Annotated in this window: 12 protein-coding genes; 8 read left to right on the top strand and 4 right to left on the bottom strand. The window is 57.4% G+C overall.

Features of this window, described 5'->3' with window-relative positions; all coding sequences use genetic code 11:
• Positions 1–178 precede the first annotated feature (178 nt).
• The 4 genes from rplM to Poly24_RS07085 all read left to right on the top strand — a co-directional run bounded on the left by rplM (position 179) and on the right by Poly24_RS07085 (position 5,954).
• The gene (rplM, locus tag Poly24_RS07100; protein WP_145092503.1) at positions 179–640 is read left to right on the top strand and encodes a 50S ribosomal protein L13; all 462 of its coding nucleotides are present in this window, start codon (positions 179–181) and stop codon (positions 638–640) included.
• A gap of 84 nt (positions 641–724) precedes the next feature.
• A complete protein-coding gene (gene rpsI, locus Poly24_RS07095; RefSeq protein ID WP_145092500.1) occupies positions 725–1,138 on the top strand; it encodes a 30S ribosomal protein S9 in 414 nt (137 codons plus the stop codon).
• Between the two features lie 321 nt (positions 1,139–1,459).
• Positions 1,460–4,321 carry a hypothetical protein gene (locus Poly24_RS07090; protein WP_145092497.1) on the top strand — a complete coding sequence of 954 codons (2,862 nt, stop codon included), beginning with the start codon at positions 1,460–1,462 and terminating at the stop codon, positions 4,319–4,321.
• A 58-nt stretch (positions 4,322–4,379) separates the two neighbouring features.
• The gene (locus Poly24_RS07085) at positions 4,380–5,954 is read left to right on the top strand and encodes a sensor domain-containing diguanylate cyclase (RefSeq protein ID WP_197452387.1); all 1,575 of its coding nucleotides are present in this window, start codon (positions 4,380–4,382) and stop codon (positions 5,952–5,954) included.
• 112 nt (positions 5,955–6,066) lie between these two features.
• Here the strand turns inward: Poly24_RS07085 and Poly24_RS07080 are convergent, their stop codons facing one another.
• Positions 6,067–7,176, bottom strand: a complete 1,110-nt coding sequence (locus tag Poly24_RS07080; RefSeq protein WP_145092490.1) for a sensor histidine kinase — start codon at positions 7,174–7,176, stop codon at positions 6,067–6,069.
• A gap of 540 nt (positions 7,177–7,716) precedes the next feature.
• On the opposite strand from Poly24_RS07080, the gene Poly24_RS07075 reads away from it, so the two are divergent.
• From Poly24_RS07075 to Poly24_RS07065, 3 genes are all read left to right on the top strand, one after another.
• Positions 7,717–8,544 (top strand): glycosyltransferase family 2 protein, encoded by an 828-nt coding sequence (locus Poly24_RS07075; protein WP_145092487.1) that lies wholly within the window; start codon positions 7,717–7,719, stop codon positions 8,542–8,544.
• Positions 8,545–8,697: 153 nt separating this feature from the next.
• Positions 8,698–10,125, top strand: a complete 1,428-nt coding sequence (locus Poly24_RS07070; RefSeq protein ID WP_145092484.1) for a DUF1501 domain-containing protein — start codon at positions 8,698–8,700, stop codon at positions 10,123–10,125.
• 298 nt (positions 10,126–10,423) lie between these two features.
• Positions 10,424–11,482: a galactose-1-phosphate uridylyltransferase gene (locus Poly24_RS07065; RefSeq protein ID WP_197452386.1), complete on the top strand. Its 1,059-nt coding sequence runs from the start codon at positions 10,424–10,426 to the stop codon at positions 11,480–11,482.
• A gap of 51 nt (positions 11,483–11,533) precedes the next feature.
• Here Poly24_RS07065 and Poly24_RS07060 read toward each other — a convergent pair whose 3' ends face one another.
• Together Poly24_RS07060 and Poly24_RS07055 are read right to left on the bottom strand one after the other, a co-directional pair.
• Positions 11,534–12,340, bottom strand: a complete 807-nt coding sequence (locus Poly24_RS07060) for an SH3 domain-containing protein (protein WP_145092478.1) — start codon at positions 12,338–12,340, stop codon at positions 11,534–11,536.
• Positions 12,337–14,205 carry a BatD family protein gene (locus Poly24_RS07055; protein WP_145092475.1) on the bottom strand — a complete coding sequence of 623 codons (1,869 nt, stop codon included), beginning with the start codon at positions 14,203–14,205 and terminating at the stop codon, positions 12,337–12,339. Before Poly24_RS07055 ends, Poly24_RS07060 begins: the two co-directional genes overlap by 4 nt.
• A gap of 226 nt (positions 14,206–14,431) precedes the next feature.
• Here Poly24_RS07055 and Poly24_RS07050 point away from each other — a divergent pair, with 226 nt between their 5' ends.
• Positions 14,432–16,045: a TlpA family protein disulfide reductase gene (locus Poly24_RS07050; RefSeq protein WP_145092472.1), complete on the top strand. Its 1,614-nt coding sequence runs from the start codon at positions 14,432–14,434 to the stop codon at positions 16,043–16,045.
• Positions 16,046–16,096: 51 nt separating this feature from the next.
• On the opposite strand, the gene Poly24_RS07045 is transcribed toward Poly24_RS07050, so the two are convergent.
• Entirely contained in the window at positions 16,097–17,080 is a 984-nt protein-coding gene (locus tag Poly24_RS07045; protein WP_145092468.1) for an aldo/keto reductase, read from the bottom strand.
• Between the last annotated feature and the right edge of the window lie 249 nt (positions 17,081–17,329).

Raw genomic sequence — 17,329 nt, 5'->3', positions numbered from 1 at the left:
ATAGAAGTAAACTCCGTCACTATTACAGCTCGCGAAATCCAGCACCGCGAAGATATGCCCCGAGTTCAGCGCTTGGCAGGCCCTTCCAATGCTTCCATTAAGTGCTGTCCAGATAACAAGTTACGTTTCTATCAGGTGACTCAATTCGGAGTCGTCGCGGATCGAAAGGATTAGAAAAGTGCCCAGTCAGCGTACTTACAATGCAAAGCCCGGCGAAGTCGAAAAATCGTGGTACATCGTCGACGCAACCGATCAAACGCTAGGCCGGTTGGCCAGCGACATCGCCGTTGTCTTGATGGGCAAGCATCGCCCCGAATACACACCTCACATTGACGTCGGCGATTTTGTGATCGTGACCAATGTTGAAGGGATCAAGATGTCCGGCAAGAAAATGGAACAACGCCATTACACTTGGTACACCGGCCATCCAGGTCTGCGTTTGGAAAGCTATCAAGGCCGCCAAGATCGAAAGCCTGAAGATCTGCTGTACCACGCGGTCCGTCGCATGCTGCCGAAGAACAAAATCGCGCGTCATATGCTCAATAAACTGAAGATCTACGCCGGTGCCGAGCATCCGCATCAGGCACAGCAGCCGCAACCATTGGTTGGTGCTGGCAAGATCATCGCGAGCTCCACCTAAGCTGGAATTCTTCCGCTGAAGTTTTTTTATTCCCCCACGGACGCCGCCCACGCGGCAACGCATCATCCCACGAAATACTGAGTTATGGTTGCAGTAAAGAAAGACAAGATCAACGGCGATGCACTTGGAACAGGTCGCCGCAAGTCCTCGATCGCCCGCGTACGTGTGCGTGCTGGCAGCGGCAAGGTGACGATCAATCGCAAACCGCTCGAAGCCTATTTCGTGAACGACCAAGACCGCGAAGCAATCGTCCAGACCCTGGAAAGCTGCTCGGTTCGTGAAGCTGTCGACGTGCTGGTTCGCGTTCATGGCGGCGGCACCACAGGACAAGCCGGCGCGGTTCGCATGGGCTTGGCTCGTGCCTTGGTCAGCTTCAATGAAGAGCATTTCCACACGCTTCGCGATGGCGACTTCCTGACGCGAGATTCGCGTATGAAGGAACGTAAAAAGCCAGGTCTTCGCGGTGCTCGCCGTGGCGTTCAGTTCTCGAAGCGTTAATCGCTCGGCAACTGCAGACAATCCAAACAAGCCCGTCCGTTCGATATTCGAGCGGCGGGCTTTTTTCGTGCGCTTTTGCGTCGTGTGGCGGAGCTAAACCAGGTGTGCCCGATGGATCCGAAAAACCCCCACGACCCATCCAATTGTCCAGCTGCCCCAGCAATCGGAGCGCGATGTCGCTCAAAGCCTTCGCGCGGCGACATGGCATCGGTGTGGGCAAAGCTATGGTTCTGATGTCGAACTCTCGCCGCTTCAAGCTCGTTTGCCGCGGCCAAAGCTTTGCACGCTCGTCTGATCGATGCCTTATTCACATCGGAACCGATGACTTTCAGAAACCTCCCGCCGCGATTTCGCCCGCCTCGCCGAGGTGTGATGTTGGCACTGGAGCGTTTGGAGCATCGCTTTCCCTTCGACGCTGCCGCGCCGCTGTCGGACCTGTGGGAGGAGGAAGCTGCCGAGGTTCACGTGCCGGTCTCCGCCGCGGAGGTGAATGTTCTTGAGGAGGCTGACTTTGCCGCCCCTTGGGTTGGCATGAAGCTGACGCTCGACATCCCCATCGAACGGCTGGACGCCTCCGAAACCACCATCACCGGGATGAGCCCAGGGGACGACTCCAAGGCCGAGGCGGCTGCGCTCGCCGATGGCAGCCACATGTTCGTCTTCGCCGGAAACCTGGAAGGGCAAGACGGGATCTTGGTTCGCCGCACGCGACCCGATGGCTCCCCCAACGGACCGCCAACGCTTGTCGCGGCGTTGGATCCTAACGAATTGCACGCTCCAGACAGCCCCGTCCAGCTGTCGCTGGCCGCCTTCGATGGCACTCGTGCGGTCGTCGCTTGGACCGATTCGACAGGGATTCATCTGCAGCGGATTGACCAAGACGGGGCGGCCACGGGAGCGTCAATCGACATTAACACAACCACGACACCGATCGACTACACCGTGGACTTGATCGGGTTGGAGGCTGGGGGGTGGATGCTTGTTTGGTGGGAAAATGCCAGCACGAACATCCAGTTTCAACGTTTCGATTCCAATGGGAACATCGTTGGAGAATCTTTCTCGATCGCCTCGACAACGCCTTTGGGACACATTGAGGACGTGCGATTGCTGCCCCACGTCACCAACGACTTTGCGATCTCTTGGATCCAATCCACGGCCGATCCGGCCGCTTCGATCGAACAACAGTTCTTGGGGATCTTACAGGTCGACGGAACATGGGCGAGCGCCCCCTTAGACATTTCCGACGCCACCTTTGCACCAACGCTAGAGATCGTCGCTCTGGATGCGGGACGCTGGGTGTTGTTGGGAGAACGGTCTTCGGAATCCGAAACGTATCCCGCAGTGATAGTGATCGATGCAAGCGGCGACTTGATCTCGGAGTATGCGATCAACACCAGCACCCTCGTCGATGAAACGTCGGTTTCACTTATCGGAATCGACGGAGGTGGTTTTGCCGTCGGGTATTTCAGCGGCGATTGGGAGCACCCTGCGACGATGGTGGTCCAGCAATTCAACGACGCCAGTGAGCCGGTGGGTGAACCGATCGTGCTGAACGAAACGCCGCTGCGGGATCCACCGGTCGGTGCAATTGTTGGCTTGGCCGATGGCGGAATCGCGGGATACTGGATCGGCACGGGGATCGATCAAACTTCGCCGGCGGCGCTGTCACGAACCGTGCGAATGGAATCGGTGGGTATCGATGTCGAATTCGCCCCGTGGGTGCCGTTGGAAGATGCGGCGTCGTTGATGATCACCGGCGTGCCCCCCGCGGCGTCGCTCAGCCATGGCGTGCGGATGTCTTCTACGTCGTGGAGCGTTTCCCTGAACGACCTTGCCGCGCTCCGTTTGCTTTCCTTCGAACCGCTTCCCGTCGTCACCCTGAACGCGGACTTATTGGGGACCGACCCTTCACAGCCCCCTATCGCGTCGTGGGCAATCACCACCGGAACCTTGTTCGACGATGTCATTGAAGAATCACACGCCGCCTACGTGGTCGATGGCCGCAGCGGTAACGACACCTTTCTCGTCGCTGGGGTACAGCAGGACTTCGCTCTCTTCGACGACGGATCCAACGCGCCGGCTCGCTTAGTTCACAAGCCGAGCGGCCTGGAGCGGTTGCTGATCGACATCGAGTTCCTCGCCTTTGAAGACTCCTATGTCGAGATCGAGCAATGGAACCCGCTTGCGGACGCGAGTGAAGAGTCGCCCGAACCTGGCACCAACGATTGGGAGCAGGAGTCGTGGACAATGATCGCGCAATCGAACCCTTATGCGGGAGGAAATCGACAAACGGTTGCTGCGCTGCCACACGCTGAAATGGCAAACACCGTCCCCAGCATGGCAAGTGCTCGAGAAGCGATGAATACGATCTTTGCCGAAATGGGAATGACCCAAGGAATGGCGATGCAAGGCGTGATGCAAGGTATGGAGAAATCGGTCCGCGATATGAACGAACCGGCGCGCGTCGCTCAGAATAAAGCAGCGTCCAATGATGCGAAGCCGCGCACTGCCGAAAGCAAAGCAGGGCCGGCCGACAAGGGAAATCCAGAAGATCCCGCTGCGGCAGGGGCGGCGGCCGCACCACGGAACGCGCCTGCGGCGTCAACCGAAAATGGAATCGCCGATCCACTGCCAGTCCCCAACTTGGCACCGCTGCAAACCTTCCACCCGATCCAGCCTCAACCGTTTGCGCAACACACTTTCAACAACCCAGTTGCCGCTGCGCGGTCGTTGTATCGCAGCAGCGGACCGGCCATTGCCCACGTCGACGCGGCTGCGGCGGACACCGGCGCAGCAGCCGCTCCGGAAGCTCCTCCTGCCGCAGCAGTCCCCATGCCATTTACAAGTCCGATCCTCGCGATGCCGACGGCATTCGACAGTGCGCAGCTGTTTGCAAAGATCGACGAAGTCGAGCAAGAAGTAGCGCAAGACGCCGAAGCGATCGAATTGGTCGCGGGATCCGCGGTCGTGCTGGCGACCGGTTTTTCGCTCGCTCAGGTCGCCTGGTTACTGCGCGGCAGCGTGCTGTTGACCAAGCTAATGTCGTCGATGCCGATTTGGGTTTCGTTCGATCCGTTGCCTGTGCTTTCGGAAAACTGGGATCGGTTGTCGACCGCTTCCAGTTGCGACCATGAATCACTGCTGGATATTGCCAGCGGACAAAAACCGACCGAGCCCGCATAAAACGCATTCGATCTCTCCCGGGATTATCCTCCCAACACTTAATAAAGTTCCTTGTGACATGAAACGATTTGGCACCACGACCCGAATAGCATTGGCGATGTCGATGTGGACCGCGACCGTTTTGCTGGCGTTGCGAATGACGGGTCTATTGAACGACGGCGCGGCACAGCAGATTCAGTCCCGCACACGGCTGTGCGAAGCGGTGGCGGTCAGCTGTTCGCAATTTGCCTCACGAAACGATTGGATGGCGGTCGAAGTGGCGCTTCGTTCGTTAAAAGCACGCAATCCAGAGGTCTTGTCAGCAGCCTGCCGGCGGATGGACGGGACGCTTGATTTTGAAACGGGTAAGCACTCGGACCACTGGAGCCAACGCACTAGCGATCTGTCGTCAAGCACCTGCATTCAGGTGCCGGTATTACAGGGCGATAAAGCTTGGGGACAAATCGAGGTCTGTTTTCAATCGCCAATCGCCGCGGGACTGCTCGGCTTCCTGGCATTACCTTCGGTGAAGCTCATCGTGCTAACCTCGCTGGCCTGCATGCTTGGATTCTCGATCTTGCTGCGCCGCTGCTTCAACCAACTTGATCCCGACCAAGCGATTCCGGAACGCGTGCGTGCGGCGCTCAACACGATGGCCGAAGGCGTTGTCGTGCTGGACGAAAAATTTCGCATCAATCTCGCCAACCAGCCCTTTGCCGACATGCTTGGTTGCAGTGTCGATGTCTGCCAGGGAAAAAACATCGATTCGCTTCCCTGGGAAACGCAGGACAATCGTCCGCTCAGCCAATTGTTGAGCGAGATGCATGGCGACAATCCAGTGGACTTTGAGAATATCAAGCTTCAACAATCGCCGAGCTCCAAGCGAACGCTAAAGCCCAACGCCAGTCGCATCCTCAACAAGCAGGGGGACTGCAAAGGGATGCTATTGAGTTTGGATGATGTCTCGGTTCTAGAGGAGCAAAACGAACAACTGCGATTTCTTGCCACCCGCGATCCGATGACCTCGTGCCTCAATCGACGGTCGTTCTTTGAACATCTCGAACAGACCTGGAAATCGGCTTTCCGGTACAAGCACCCCGTCAGTTGCTTGATGGTCGATGTCGATCACTTTAAAGGGATCAACGATTCGTTTGGGCACGCCGTTGGCGACGAGGTCCTGAAAGGTGTTTCCGCAGCGTTGTTGGCGACGGCTCGCGACACCGATTTTGTTTGCCGATATGGTGGCGAGGAGTTTTGCATTCTGCTACCGCACATCGATATCGACGGGGTGGCCCGTGCGGGAGAACGATTCCGGACGGCAATCGAAGCGTTGCAATTTCCACAACTCCGCGTCACCGCCAGCCTGGGTTGCTCGAGCGGTGATCTGGGAGCGGAATCGGCCGATCAGTTGCTCGAACAAGCCGACCAAGCCCTCTACTTCGCAAAACGCAACGGACGCAATCAAGTCGCCCGCTTCGATCGCCTGGAAGCCACGCCCCACGCGATCGAAACACAGCCTCCGGCTGACGCAATTCAAAGTGAAGACGTGCTGCTGGAATCGATCAAGCTTCTGATCCGCGATGCCCGCGACGCAGGGGCAACCAGCGTCAGCTTTGATCTATTGAACGCCACTCTCGAAGCGAACGCAGAATAGTCGCGCGGCACGCCCTGCCTTGTCATCGAGACTTCAACGATCAAGTCAGACTCCAATCCATGACGCGTGGTCGTTGGCAATGGTGTCAACGGATTCCAAATCGCATTGCCGGCTATTCGTCCGCGGTATCGGCGATCGGAAGCACGATCTGAAAAGCGGTACCGTCGGAAACGCTGGGGTCGATGAATATCCGACCACCGTGGGCCTCCACAATCCGCCGGCAGATCGGAAGCCCCAGCCCCGTCCCTCTGCTTTTGGTCGTGTAAAAGGCTTCGAACACCTTTTCGCGATCCTCCGGTCGAAGCCCCGAACCGCAATCTCGAACCGTGACCTGGATCGCATCCCGATCATCGAATTGGATATCGGTCGCGGTGATATGGAGTGAGGCGTTTTCTTGACCCGCGTCGATCGCGTTTTCCATCAGGTTTCGAAAGACCTGTTCGATCCGAACCGGATCGATGAACAATACCCGGTCGGGAACCTCCAATAGCAACTCGGTCTGCGACCACGCTGGAAGTGACCGAAGACTGTCCCAGGCATGTTGAATAATCTGTCGCAAGGAAGTCGACACGCAATGGAGCCGCAGCGGAGCACTGAAGTCTTGCAATTCACCGAACAAAGTCCACAGGCACCGGTTCGCCTCTTCGATCGACTGCAGATCGTTCGTTCGCTGAGCCGCATTCCCTTCGTTGAGCCGCAGTAAATCAAGATGGACCTGAATTCGCTGCAGTGCATTGCGGGTCTCGTGTGCCACCGATGCAACGGCCAAACCGATCGATGCCAACCGTTCCCGCTGAGCGACGCACTGCGTCGCGTCGGTGGCCGATTGCATCAGCGGATGCATGGGAGCATTTTCATCGGATTCAAGTCCGCTGGCCTTCGCCTCCCGATACAGCGATTCAAGCGTGCTTTTCATATCGGTATCGCTCGTCGCGACAATGCAAGTTGTCGCAGGGCCCAATTGGGCAAGCAGTTCATCCGCAATTCCAGCGGGTAACTGCGGGTCGAGGATGATCGCCGAATAAGCGTCCAAATCGTGTTCCAGCAGCGTCAAAATCACGGTTGCCGGATCACGCCATTGCGGCTGGCCTAACACCAACACATCACAGATATCGCTTTTCGCATCGTCTTGACGAGGGATGACGATCGCGCGATAGACAATTTCCCCCTTGGCACCGTGATGCTGCGCGACGAGCAATATCTTTTCTTCACCTGCCTTCACTTCAATGACCTTGCAATCTATTCGCGCCAGAGTTTCCGTTCGGGAGCACCGAGATGCCGTCGGTATCCGCCCCCATTCGACCGCAACACCGCCAACTTTTTCGCAGCTAACCGCGCGTTTGGCGATGCCATCCCCCACGCACCCACCTATAAAGCAGGCGAATAAGCCTCAACACCGCCTAAGGAGACTACAATACCGTAAACCGCGACCTAATGCACTCCGCAAACCACCTAATGGCGTGGGAGCATTTCTACGAATCGCATGCAGGGAATTCCCTTACGCCTGCGACTTGGGATCGCGAGAAGCACGAGCCGATCGTTTTCGGCAACGCAGTAGATCCTAAAATCCACCCCAAACCAATGGATCCTGTAACCAGAAGAACCATTCGCAGGCAACGTTTCCGTCGGTTCAAAACGCAATTTTCCAGCTGACGATCGCTAAGTTCCCATTACAATGAGAACCAAGGTATAGCACGGGAGACTGAAGTGCGTGCCTTTGATAGCTCACGCCTCCTTTTTGCAACACAAGGCATCCCTCGCCATGAACCTTCAATCCGATCACGATTCGATCCCCTTGGACGAGGAAGTACCCCAGCGAAGTTCACTGACAGCGCCTTCGTATCCAAAATCGAAGGTGTTCGTGGTGCTACCAGCGTATAACGAAGAGGAAGCGTTGGGATCGTTGTTGAACAACTTGGGCGAAGCCTTTGCGGACAGCGGTTGGCCGTACGAAGTGATCGTTGTCGACGATGGCAGCCAAGATGCAACGGCCGAACTGGCAGGGCAGTTCGGATTTCAAATGCCGGTTCATTTGTTGAAGCATTCCCAAAATCAAGGTTTAGGGCCCACGTTGCGGGATGGTTTGCGGGAAGCGGCTGAGCTAGCGTCCGCCCGCGATGTGATTCTGACGATGGATGCTGACAATACGCATCCCGCGGGTTTAATCGATTCGATGGTCCGCCGGATCAAAGAGGGAAGCGATATCGTGATCGCTTCGCGATTTCGCGACGGCGCCCAAGTTGTGGGCGTACCTTGGAATCGCAAATTCTTGAGTGTTGGCGCCCGGTTATTGTTTTCTCTGACGTTTCCAACCCAAGGGGTCCGAGATTACACCTCGGGATTTCGAGCCTACCGTGCCGAGGCAATCCAAGCGGGTTTCGCTCGCTTTGGCGACGATTTAGTCAGCGAAACCGGATTTTCCTGCATGGCCGACGTCCTGTTGAAGCTCCGTTCGTTGAATCGTGTTTTTTCGGAAGTGCCGCTGATTCTGCGATACGATCAAAAGGGGGGCGTCAGCAAAATGAAGGTCATGCGAACGGCCATCTTGACGCTCCAACTGCTATTCCGACATCGAATCGGCCACGATTAACTGTTGATGTGCGACGCAGGTCGTGCAACAATTTAACCCTACCGGTGGCTGGGGACGATAAAACATCGTTGATACGGCGTTCGGGTGTTATTATCAAACGTTCACCAGCAACGATGATGGTCGACCTTTAGAGTTCAGGAGCTGTTACCTTCGATGAGCTGCAACAATATCATTCAGCCCAATTCGCGCCGCGCTTTCCTGCAATCGGCGGGTTCGGGGTTCGGGGCGTTGGCATTTTCGGCGCTCAGCGGACAGGCGCTGCTTCCCCAGCGAAGCGTCTCGGCGGCGGCCGCGAAAATCCCCCATTACCTGGGCCGCGCGAAAAGCGTGATCTGGTTGTTCATGGAAGGTGGTCCGAGCCATCTCGATCTATTTGACCCCAAGCCGTTGCTAAACGAACTGGCCGGGAAAACTCTTCCCGATAGCTTTGAACGTCCTGTCACGGCCATGGGTGAGGTCAACTCACCGCTACTGGAATCCAAACGCAAATGGGCCCAACACGGCGAAAGCGGATTGTGGATCTCCGATTGGTTGCCGCAACACAGCCAGATCGCCGATGATCTTTGCGTGATCCGTTCGTGTGTTTCCGACGGCATCAATCACGCCGGTGGTGTGTCTCAAATGAACACCGGTTCGGTCTTTGGCGGCCGCCCTTCGCTGGGCGCGTGGGTTTCGTACGGTCTCGGAACCGAAAACGAAAACCTGCCTGGGTTTGTGGTGATCAAAGACACTTCGGCGATGGTCGTCAACGGTGTCCGAGCTTGGGGCGCGGGCTTCATGCCTGCTTCGCATCAAGGGGTGCTGTTTGAATCGGGCAAGCAACCGATCGCCAACTTGAATCGTCCGGCGGGGATGTCGGAAACGCGGCAACTGAAGAAACTGGCGTTTTTGAATGAATTAAATCAGCAGCACCATGCGTCGCGGCAATCGAACACCGATCTCGAAGCGAGAATTCGCAGCTATGAATTAGCCTATCGGATGCAATCGTCGGCCCCCGAAGCGATCGACTTGAACTCCGAATCGAAAGAAACGCTCGAAATGTACGGCATGGACCGTAAGGAAACCGAGGTTTTCGGACGCCAATGTTTGATGGCTCGCCGATTGTCCGAACGTGGAGTCCGGTTCATCCAGTTGTATCATGGTGCAGGCAGCAAGTGGGACAGCCACTCCAAGATGGAGGCGAATCATTCCCGTTTGTGCACCGCGGTTGACCAACCGATCGTCGGGCTGATCAAAGACCTCAAACAGCGCGGCCTGCTGGATGAGACGCTCGTCATTTGGGGCGGCGAATTTGGTCGCACTCCAATGAGCGAAAAGGGAGACGGACGCGATCACAATCCGACAGGTTTCACGATGTGGATGGCTGGCGGCGGCGTCCGGGGCGGGCAAACAATCGGCGCAACCGATGAATTAGGATTATTTGCTATTGAAGACAAATTGCATGTCCACGACATCCACGCGACGACCCTGGGGCTGATGGGACTGGACCATACCAAGGTGGTTTACATGCATAAGGGACGTCCCGAACGGATCGATCAGAACGAAGGGCATGTCCACAAAGGCATCGTTTCTCATGCATAATCGATTGGGGCGGCGAGCCAACGCCGCTTTGCGATCCATTCGAATTGGGGCCTCCGATCGCGCGGCGTCAAAATCAGACGGCGTCGACTGCGAAGAAAGTCTTTCCCGATCCGAACGAGCGAACAGATTCCGGTGTTTCCCACCAAATTGATCTGCCGGAAAAGGTTCTCGTGGAGGGTGAAATGCTGTAAGCTATGGATCCTTGAACCAAGGTATGGGAAGTGTTCACTGGCTTCCCTTTCCTGTTGCCTTGGTATGTTCGTGTATGGAATGGACTCCGCCATGCAGGTGCGCACTGATGAGCGAAGTTCGACGCGATCCATTAACTGACGCTTGGGTGATTGTTGCTCCCAACCGCGATCATCGACCCGATGAATTGGTCGAGGCCCAGTTATCTGGAAGCACAGTCATCGCGTGTCCGTTCTGTGCGGGGAACGAACAATTGACTCCCGATCCCACGTTGACAATTCTCGACGACGAAGAGGATCCCGAGAGCTGGTCGGTGCGGGTAGTCCCCAACAAATACCCCGCCGTCGAATCGCTCAACGGCAAGGTCTCCGAAGAAGCATCGATCCACAGCCACGCCTTTGAGGCGTTCGCGTTGACCGGTGGACACGAGGTCTTTATCGAGTCGCCGCTGCACGTCCACAGCCTGACCGAACTGAGTGAATCTCGGATGATCGATGTGTTTTCGGCTTACCTGAATCGCATGCGTTATTGGCGCGAACGGGACGACGTCGATTATCACATTCTGTTCAAAAACGTGGGTGCCGCCGCCGGCGCATCGCTGCGCCACACACACAGCCAATTGATCGCCACCAGCGTGATGCCCGGTTCGATCAGCGCGTTGATGTCGCGATTGGGCGAACACCATGGTCGCACCGGACAGTGCTTGGTCTGCAGCATGTCCAGCGAGGAACAGATCAGCGGAAAACGAATCATTGCGACGACCGACCACTTTGTTGCCTTGTGTCCGTTTGCCAGCCGGGTCCCCTACCTGATGCGATTGATTCCCCGCAATCACCAAGATTCGTTTGAAGCGATCGAGCAGGCTCAGCTGGTCGATCTGGCGATGTTAGTCCGCAAACTGCTGAAGCTTGTCGAAAGCATCCTCACTCCAGCGGCCTACAATTTTATCATCCACACCCGCCCGACCGCGTTCCATGACACGGCGGCGTTCCATTGGTGGATGGAGATTTTTCCGCGCGTCACGAAACTCGCGGGGTTTGAATGGGGATCGGACTGTTATATCAATCCCGTACTCCCCGAGGCCGCCGCAACCCACCTGCGCAGCCTCTCGCGACAGCTGGAACGCGGTTCAAAAAAAGGCACGCGCGGCAAGCGTTCCAACATCTGAACCGGTGCTGCCACGATGCGTGAGAACGTCGTGGCACGCTTTCAGATCCATTTATCCGACCAAACGCGTCACGCTGGACGCAGGCAACCAGGCATCGCGGCCGTCGAACAATCGCACCCGCAGCCAATCACGACGATCTTCCATCACCTGGACCTCGGTACCACTGGGCAACGGTTCGGGAAGCCGTGAAGGCGAGTTGATCGAATCGGCGGCCCGTGCGATCGTATCGGGCAAGGTCACCACCGCAACGTTAGGCGCCGGTTGTTGCGTCTTCCATATCGCGACGCAGAGACTCGCAATCCAAACGACGGCCAGCAGCCCCGCCAGATTTCGTAGCCCTTTGCGATCGATCCGAAGGGCCAAGGCAAGTGTTATCGCGGTAACCAGAAAGGCGAGCGCAGCGATCCGAAAGTAATCGTCCGCCGACCACCTCGTCGTTGTCCCCAACAGGGATGCGGCCAGCGAACCGAGGCCGCTGGAGCTCGTCTCGGGACGTGGCACCCAATCGGGCAACAAGGTGCGGGCGTGTTCGAGATTCTGGCGAGCTTGACGATTACTGGGATCGATCGCCAGGGCGCGTTGAAACGCCACGATTGCCGGACCGATCCGTTGGGCCCCCAACGCCGCGTTGCCAAGATTCACATAGAGGCTGGCGTTCTTCAATTCCCGCTCGTTCACCACCCGATCGAACAAAAGCTCGGCACGTCGGAAACTGCGTAGCCGTTGGTCGCGATCGGTCGCCGCGAACCCGGCGTTGTAAGCTTCGATCGCCTGTTCCAACGCAGGAACTGGCTCGCTGGCGAAGCTGTGACACGACAACACGACAACGCAAATCAAGCATTTCCAAAATCGGTTCATTGAGCTTCCTTGCGAAATCGAAGGGCCAACTGTTGAGCCTGCTGGAGGATCTCCGGCGCCAGCGGTTCCTCATCGTTCGACGCGGGCTGATAAACCAACGTCTCACATCGCGCGATCAACCCTTCGGTGCTGGCCCGCTCCACGTCGGGCTGCGAGGCAAGCAGACTTCGGAGGGCCGCAGCTAACGCGGAGGCCGCCTGACGCTTGGGCATCGCCACCGCCGCGGAGATCGCCGCAGCTTGTTCGGCCGCCACCTTGCGACGGGCAATCACGTCGGGATCCGCTTGGCTTCGCCGTCGATCGACCAAGGCCAGCATCACGATCGCGAGCCCGGTCAAATAGGCTCCCGTTTGCAACACGACCGGCGACACCAAGCCTTTGGGATTCGACAGCAGCGCGGCCGGATTCGATTCGATCGCCAAGTCGGCTCCACTCAGCGAGAACCGCTTTCGCGACGCCCCCACGCTTTGGGCCGATTCGCTGGCCGCCGTCTCCTCCGCGGACGCAGGTCCTCGCGCCGGCGTGGGACTGGCCGAAACGACGTCATCCGCTGAAATCATATCCGCGGACATCACGCGCAGCGCAATCGGTGCCGACCTCGCGGTGCGGTATTCTTTGGCATCGGTATCGAACCAGGAGTAGGCGATCGCCGGAATCTCGCTGACCGATTCATCCTCCACGCGCACCGATACCGAAAACGTCTTCTCATCCTTTCCCAATTGGCCGGGAACATCACCGCTGGGCAACCGAAACTGCTGAGGATCCATCCCACCATCGGCTGACAGCGGCGGCATGCTCGCCCCTTTTAGGTTCCCATTCCCTCGCAAGGTCACGTTCAAACGGATCGGATCGCCAACCCGAACCACGGTCCGATCTGCCGTCACGGAAATCGAAAACCCATTCCCAACCGCCCCGGCAAAACTTTCGGGTTTCCCAGCTTCAGGGAATCCACCGATCTCAATCGTCATCGGTTCGCCGACCGCGCGAAACGCTTCAACACTTTTGACGTATTCCTCCACGCGATTAAAAAATCCAAAACCAAAACCCGAATCGTCGCGGCGCTCCCGGCGTCCCAAGACACGATGCCGGATCGTGACTTGGATGGGATCGATTTTGAAAGTGCCCACGCGATCGGGAATCATCGTCCGTTTGGCACGGAAGACGCGGAACAGCTTGCCGTCGGATTCCTCCTCGCGAACGCTCGCCTGAAGATCAACGCTCCCCTCCGCCGTGTCGATCGGCAGCAACGCCTCGCGGACATTGGTCGGCTTTTCGTCCTCGAACTTAAAGGTGTCGAACAGAGGCGACGAAATGGAAACGCCCGTGTTGGCCAATTCGCCCGCATACCACCATTCGATTTCTACGGGGACGCGCTGTTCGGGAAAGTAGGGACCTTCGGGAAGTCGCAAATGAATCCGCATCTTGTCGGTTGTTGGAACTTCTTCAAACGTGAGCTTCACCGCGTCGACGTGCTTTTTTAGTGAACCGTCGGTAATCACAAACGGACCGATCTCCCACTGCCCCGGCTTGCTGGCGGTGAACCGGAACACAAAATCATATTTCGTTTGCGCGATGATCCGGCCATTGTTGTTGAACCGCATCGATGTGGGGTTGGTCGCCACCAACGTCCAACGCAACGCATCGTTTGGATTGTCGACATCGATCTGCGGCACGCTGCGATCGGACAAGCCGACGGCGGTCAATTGAATTGTGACCGGAAGACCGACGAAATAGGGGCCCGGATCGGCTCCCAGCTTGGTCTGGATTTCATCTTGCCCCCAACCGACGGCGGAGATCCATACGCAAGCGATGAATGCAACCGGCCGTAGGAGGGTCCAGCCGATGTTGGATTGCAATGCAAACATAAGGCTCAATCGGAGTTGCGATACCAGAAAAAAACGGACAGATCCGCTGCCCTCTATTTTGAGGATCTGTAGATTGTCAGCAAGTCCACTGCGAACGATCGGACGGGTCCGAGGGCATTGCCCTGGGCAATGCCGACATTCCGGGGATATACTGATTCCCAGCGAGGTCGCTGGGCCATCGGCTAGATACCTTCATCATGAACTCTAACATTCAGGAGGGTCGACCATGACCCGTCGACTGATAATCACTCTCGTGGGCGCCAGCTTGTTGTCGGGCTGTTCTTCGAAAACCGACGAAGTCACCTCGCAAGCAACGAAATATCAAGCGGCCGATGCCGGCGGAGACAAGCAACCCGCCGGGGCGATTCCGCCTGCCAATCCCTTGGTCAACGGCACCCCCGATCCCAACGGCAATCCCAATTCGGCTCCGCCTCTGGCCGATCCCACGGCGGCTCCCACGGTCGACGGCATGTTGAACGCTTCGGATCCGGGTCCGACGGGCCTGCCGCCGTTGGCCGACGACGCGCCGTTGGAAGCGACGCTCGCCTATTTCGAAAAAACCAATGAAGCGCTGCGTCAACTGATGAGCGGACAATCGGCGTTTACAACGCAAGCGGCTCAGATCGCGGAGGCCAAACGGATCAGTTCATTGAAACTGGCCGCAGCCGAACATGCGATGGCGATCAAAGACATTCAACCGGCCACGCTGACCGTAGCGCGGCGGACCAAGCTGGAAGCGCTCAGCCAATTGGCCGGCCTACAGGACGTCGCCGCTGCAGAACAACTGGAAGCTTACGCCACCGAACTTGCATCCAGCGACGATCCCGATCTGGTCAACGACAGTCGCGTTGTCCGCCTGGGCTTCGAATTGGACAAAATTCGCACCGGGCAGTCCAAGTCGACCGACCGTTTGTTGGCGCTGGTGGGTGAGTTCCAAACGTCCGACCGCGAGCTGGGAATGCCCGCGTTTTTCGCTTTGCAACAGAGCTTTGGCGTGCTCAGCCAATACGATTATGGCGACGCCGCCCGCGCGGTTCGCGATGCGATCGCCACCAAGTTCGCGGGGCATTCCGATCCGCAAATCGCGGCTTCGGCGAAAATGATGGCTTCGGCGTCACGATTCGATACCTTGGACAAACTGCATGCGAGTCGCGGCGACGGCGAAACGGTGACCGCCGAACAATGGCAAACTGCGATCGATGAACTGGTCGCCCAACCGGTCGATGTTTCGACATTTCAATATCTGGCCGGCTTGGCACTCAGCTTGGAAGGGCCGGCAGAACCCAGTGTTGTTCCCATTGTCTACGATGCGATTGCGAAGACCTTTGTCGATGCGACCGATGCCAATCCCGAAATCGCTGCCGAAGCCAAGGCATTTCTCGCCGCAAGCAACAATCGTCGCGACGCGATTGGCAAACCCTTGTCGATCAATTACCCCGACCTCGCTGGCGGGGAACTGGACTGGAACGCCTTCCGGGGCTCGATCGTCTTGATGCCCTTCTGGACAACAGCGCGCCCTGAATCGCTGCAGATCATTCCTGGCCTACAAGAATTGGAACAGGAATTTGAAGGAAAAGTAAAAATCCTCGGTGTCAACTTGGACGACTCCGATGAAGAACTCGCCGAATTTCGACGTCGTTTCCGTTCGACCTTCCCCAATGTTCGCAATCCGGATCCGGCAACCCAAGGGGTCCGCGATCCATTGGCAACGCAGCTTGGTCTAGCCTCCTTCCCGTTTGCGGCCGTCGTCGACGCCGATGGCAATGTTGCCAAGGTCTTGATGGGGCGTCAAATGGATCTCCATGCAGTGATCTCGGAGATGCTTCAGGACAAACCTTAATCGAGCGAAGCCTCCGACTTGCCCTTGCGATGGTCCGCCATCGCAAGGACGTTATTTGCCCGCATACCACACGCCTCGTCGCCAATTGTGTCGGCGGAGTAAATGCAGCAAGGTGTCGGGGATCGCTGGCTTGTCGCTGACGGCGGCGTTTTGTTCGGCTTGCTCGGCCGATCGGATGCCGGTGATCACGCTGCTGACACCAGTCGCTGTCAACGAGAACTTGATTGCCAAATCGGCCTGGCTGTAGTCGCGCAGTCCAAAACGCTGCATGTCGCTGTCGATCGCCGTCACGCGATCGACACTTCGTTGCAAGCGGTCGCCAGCGAAGTATTGGTGGCGGAAATCATCCTCGGCAAACCGGTCTTCGGCGGTGTACTTGCCCGCCAACATCCCTTCGTCCAACGCGACGCGAACGATCACACCGGTCCCGGTTTCGGCCGCAACCGGCAATAACTGCGCCGCCGGTTCCTGATCGAACAAATTGAAGATCACCTGCACACAATCGACCAACCCGTCGCGCATCAATTGGATCACACAATTCTGGTCCTGTTCGGGAGTACTGATTCCGATCATCCCGATCTTCCCTTCTTCGCATAATTTGCGAAGCACCAACAAAGGCTGCGGGTCATCGTTCCAAGCCCGTGTCCACGTGTGCAGCTGCAGCAGATCGATCCGTTCGGTTTGCAGATTCCGTAGCCGCTGTTCAACATTTTCCCGCAGATAGTTCGCGCTGTAGCGGTCCTGCCAGGCACAATACGGCGACGGTGGCCAGGGTCCTTCGGCCGGCGGCGTCTTGGTCGCGATAAACAGTTTCTCGCTCCGCTGCTTGACGACTTCAGCGATCACTTTTTCGCTGCGTCCTTCTCCATAGCCCGCCGCGGTATCGATCAGATTGACCCCCAAATCGATCGCCCGATGTAGCGCCGCGATCGAATCGGCATCGTCTTGGCGGCCCCACTGGCCCCCAAGAGCCCAGCCGCCGAATCCGATTTCGGAAACCTGAGGGCCCGCGTGGCCCAATTGTCGATACTGCATGGAATCGCCTGTCGAGGAATGGATGTTGAGTCGCGTCGCGGGGTGCCGACACAAAAGTGTCTTCCAAAAACGGCGATGCGTGATTCGAACGTCACCCCCTGCGCCAGCATTGAAAAAGCCAGGAAGGCGAACGCAAACGATTTTCATGTTTGCCTGCCGCTGAAAACAAGACGGGTACGGTAATCCCCCGCGAGAACGCACGCGCGGGAAAAACCGCAACGGCCCCCAGGAAACCATTGATGTCCCTCA

It is taken from the genome of Rosistilla carotiformis (genome assembly GCF_007753095.1).
GTDB lineage: Bacteria > Planctomycetota > Planctomycetia > Pirellulales > Pirellulaceae > Rosistilla > Rosistilla carotiformis.
Note: the sequence above shows the minus strand (reverse complement) of the source record. Positions and strands in the feature narration are given on the sequence as shown.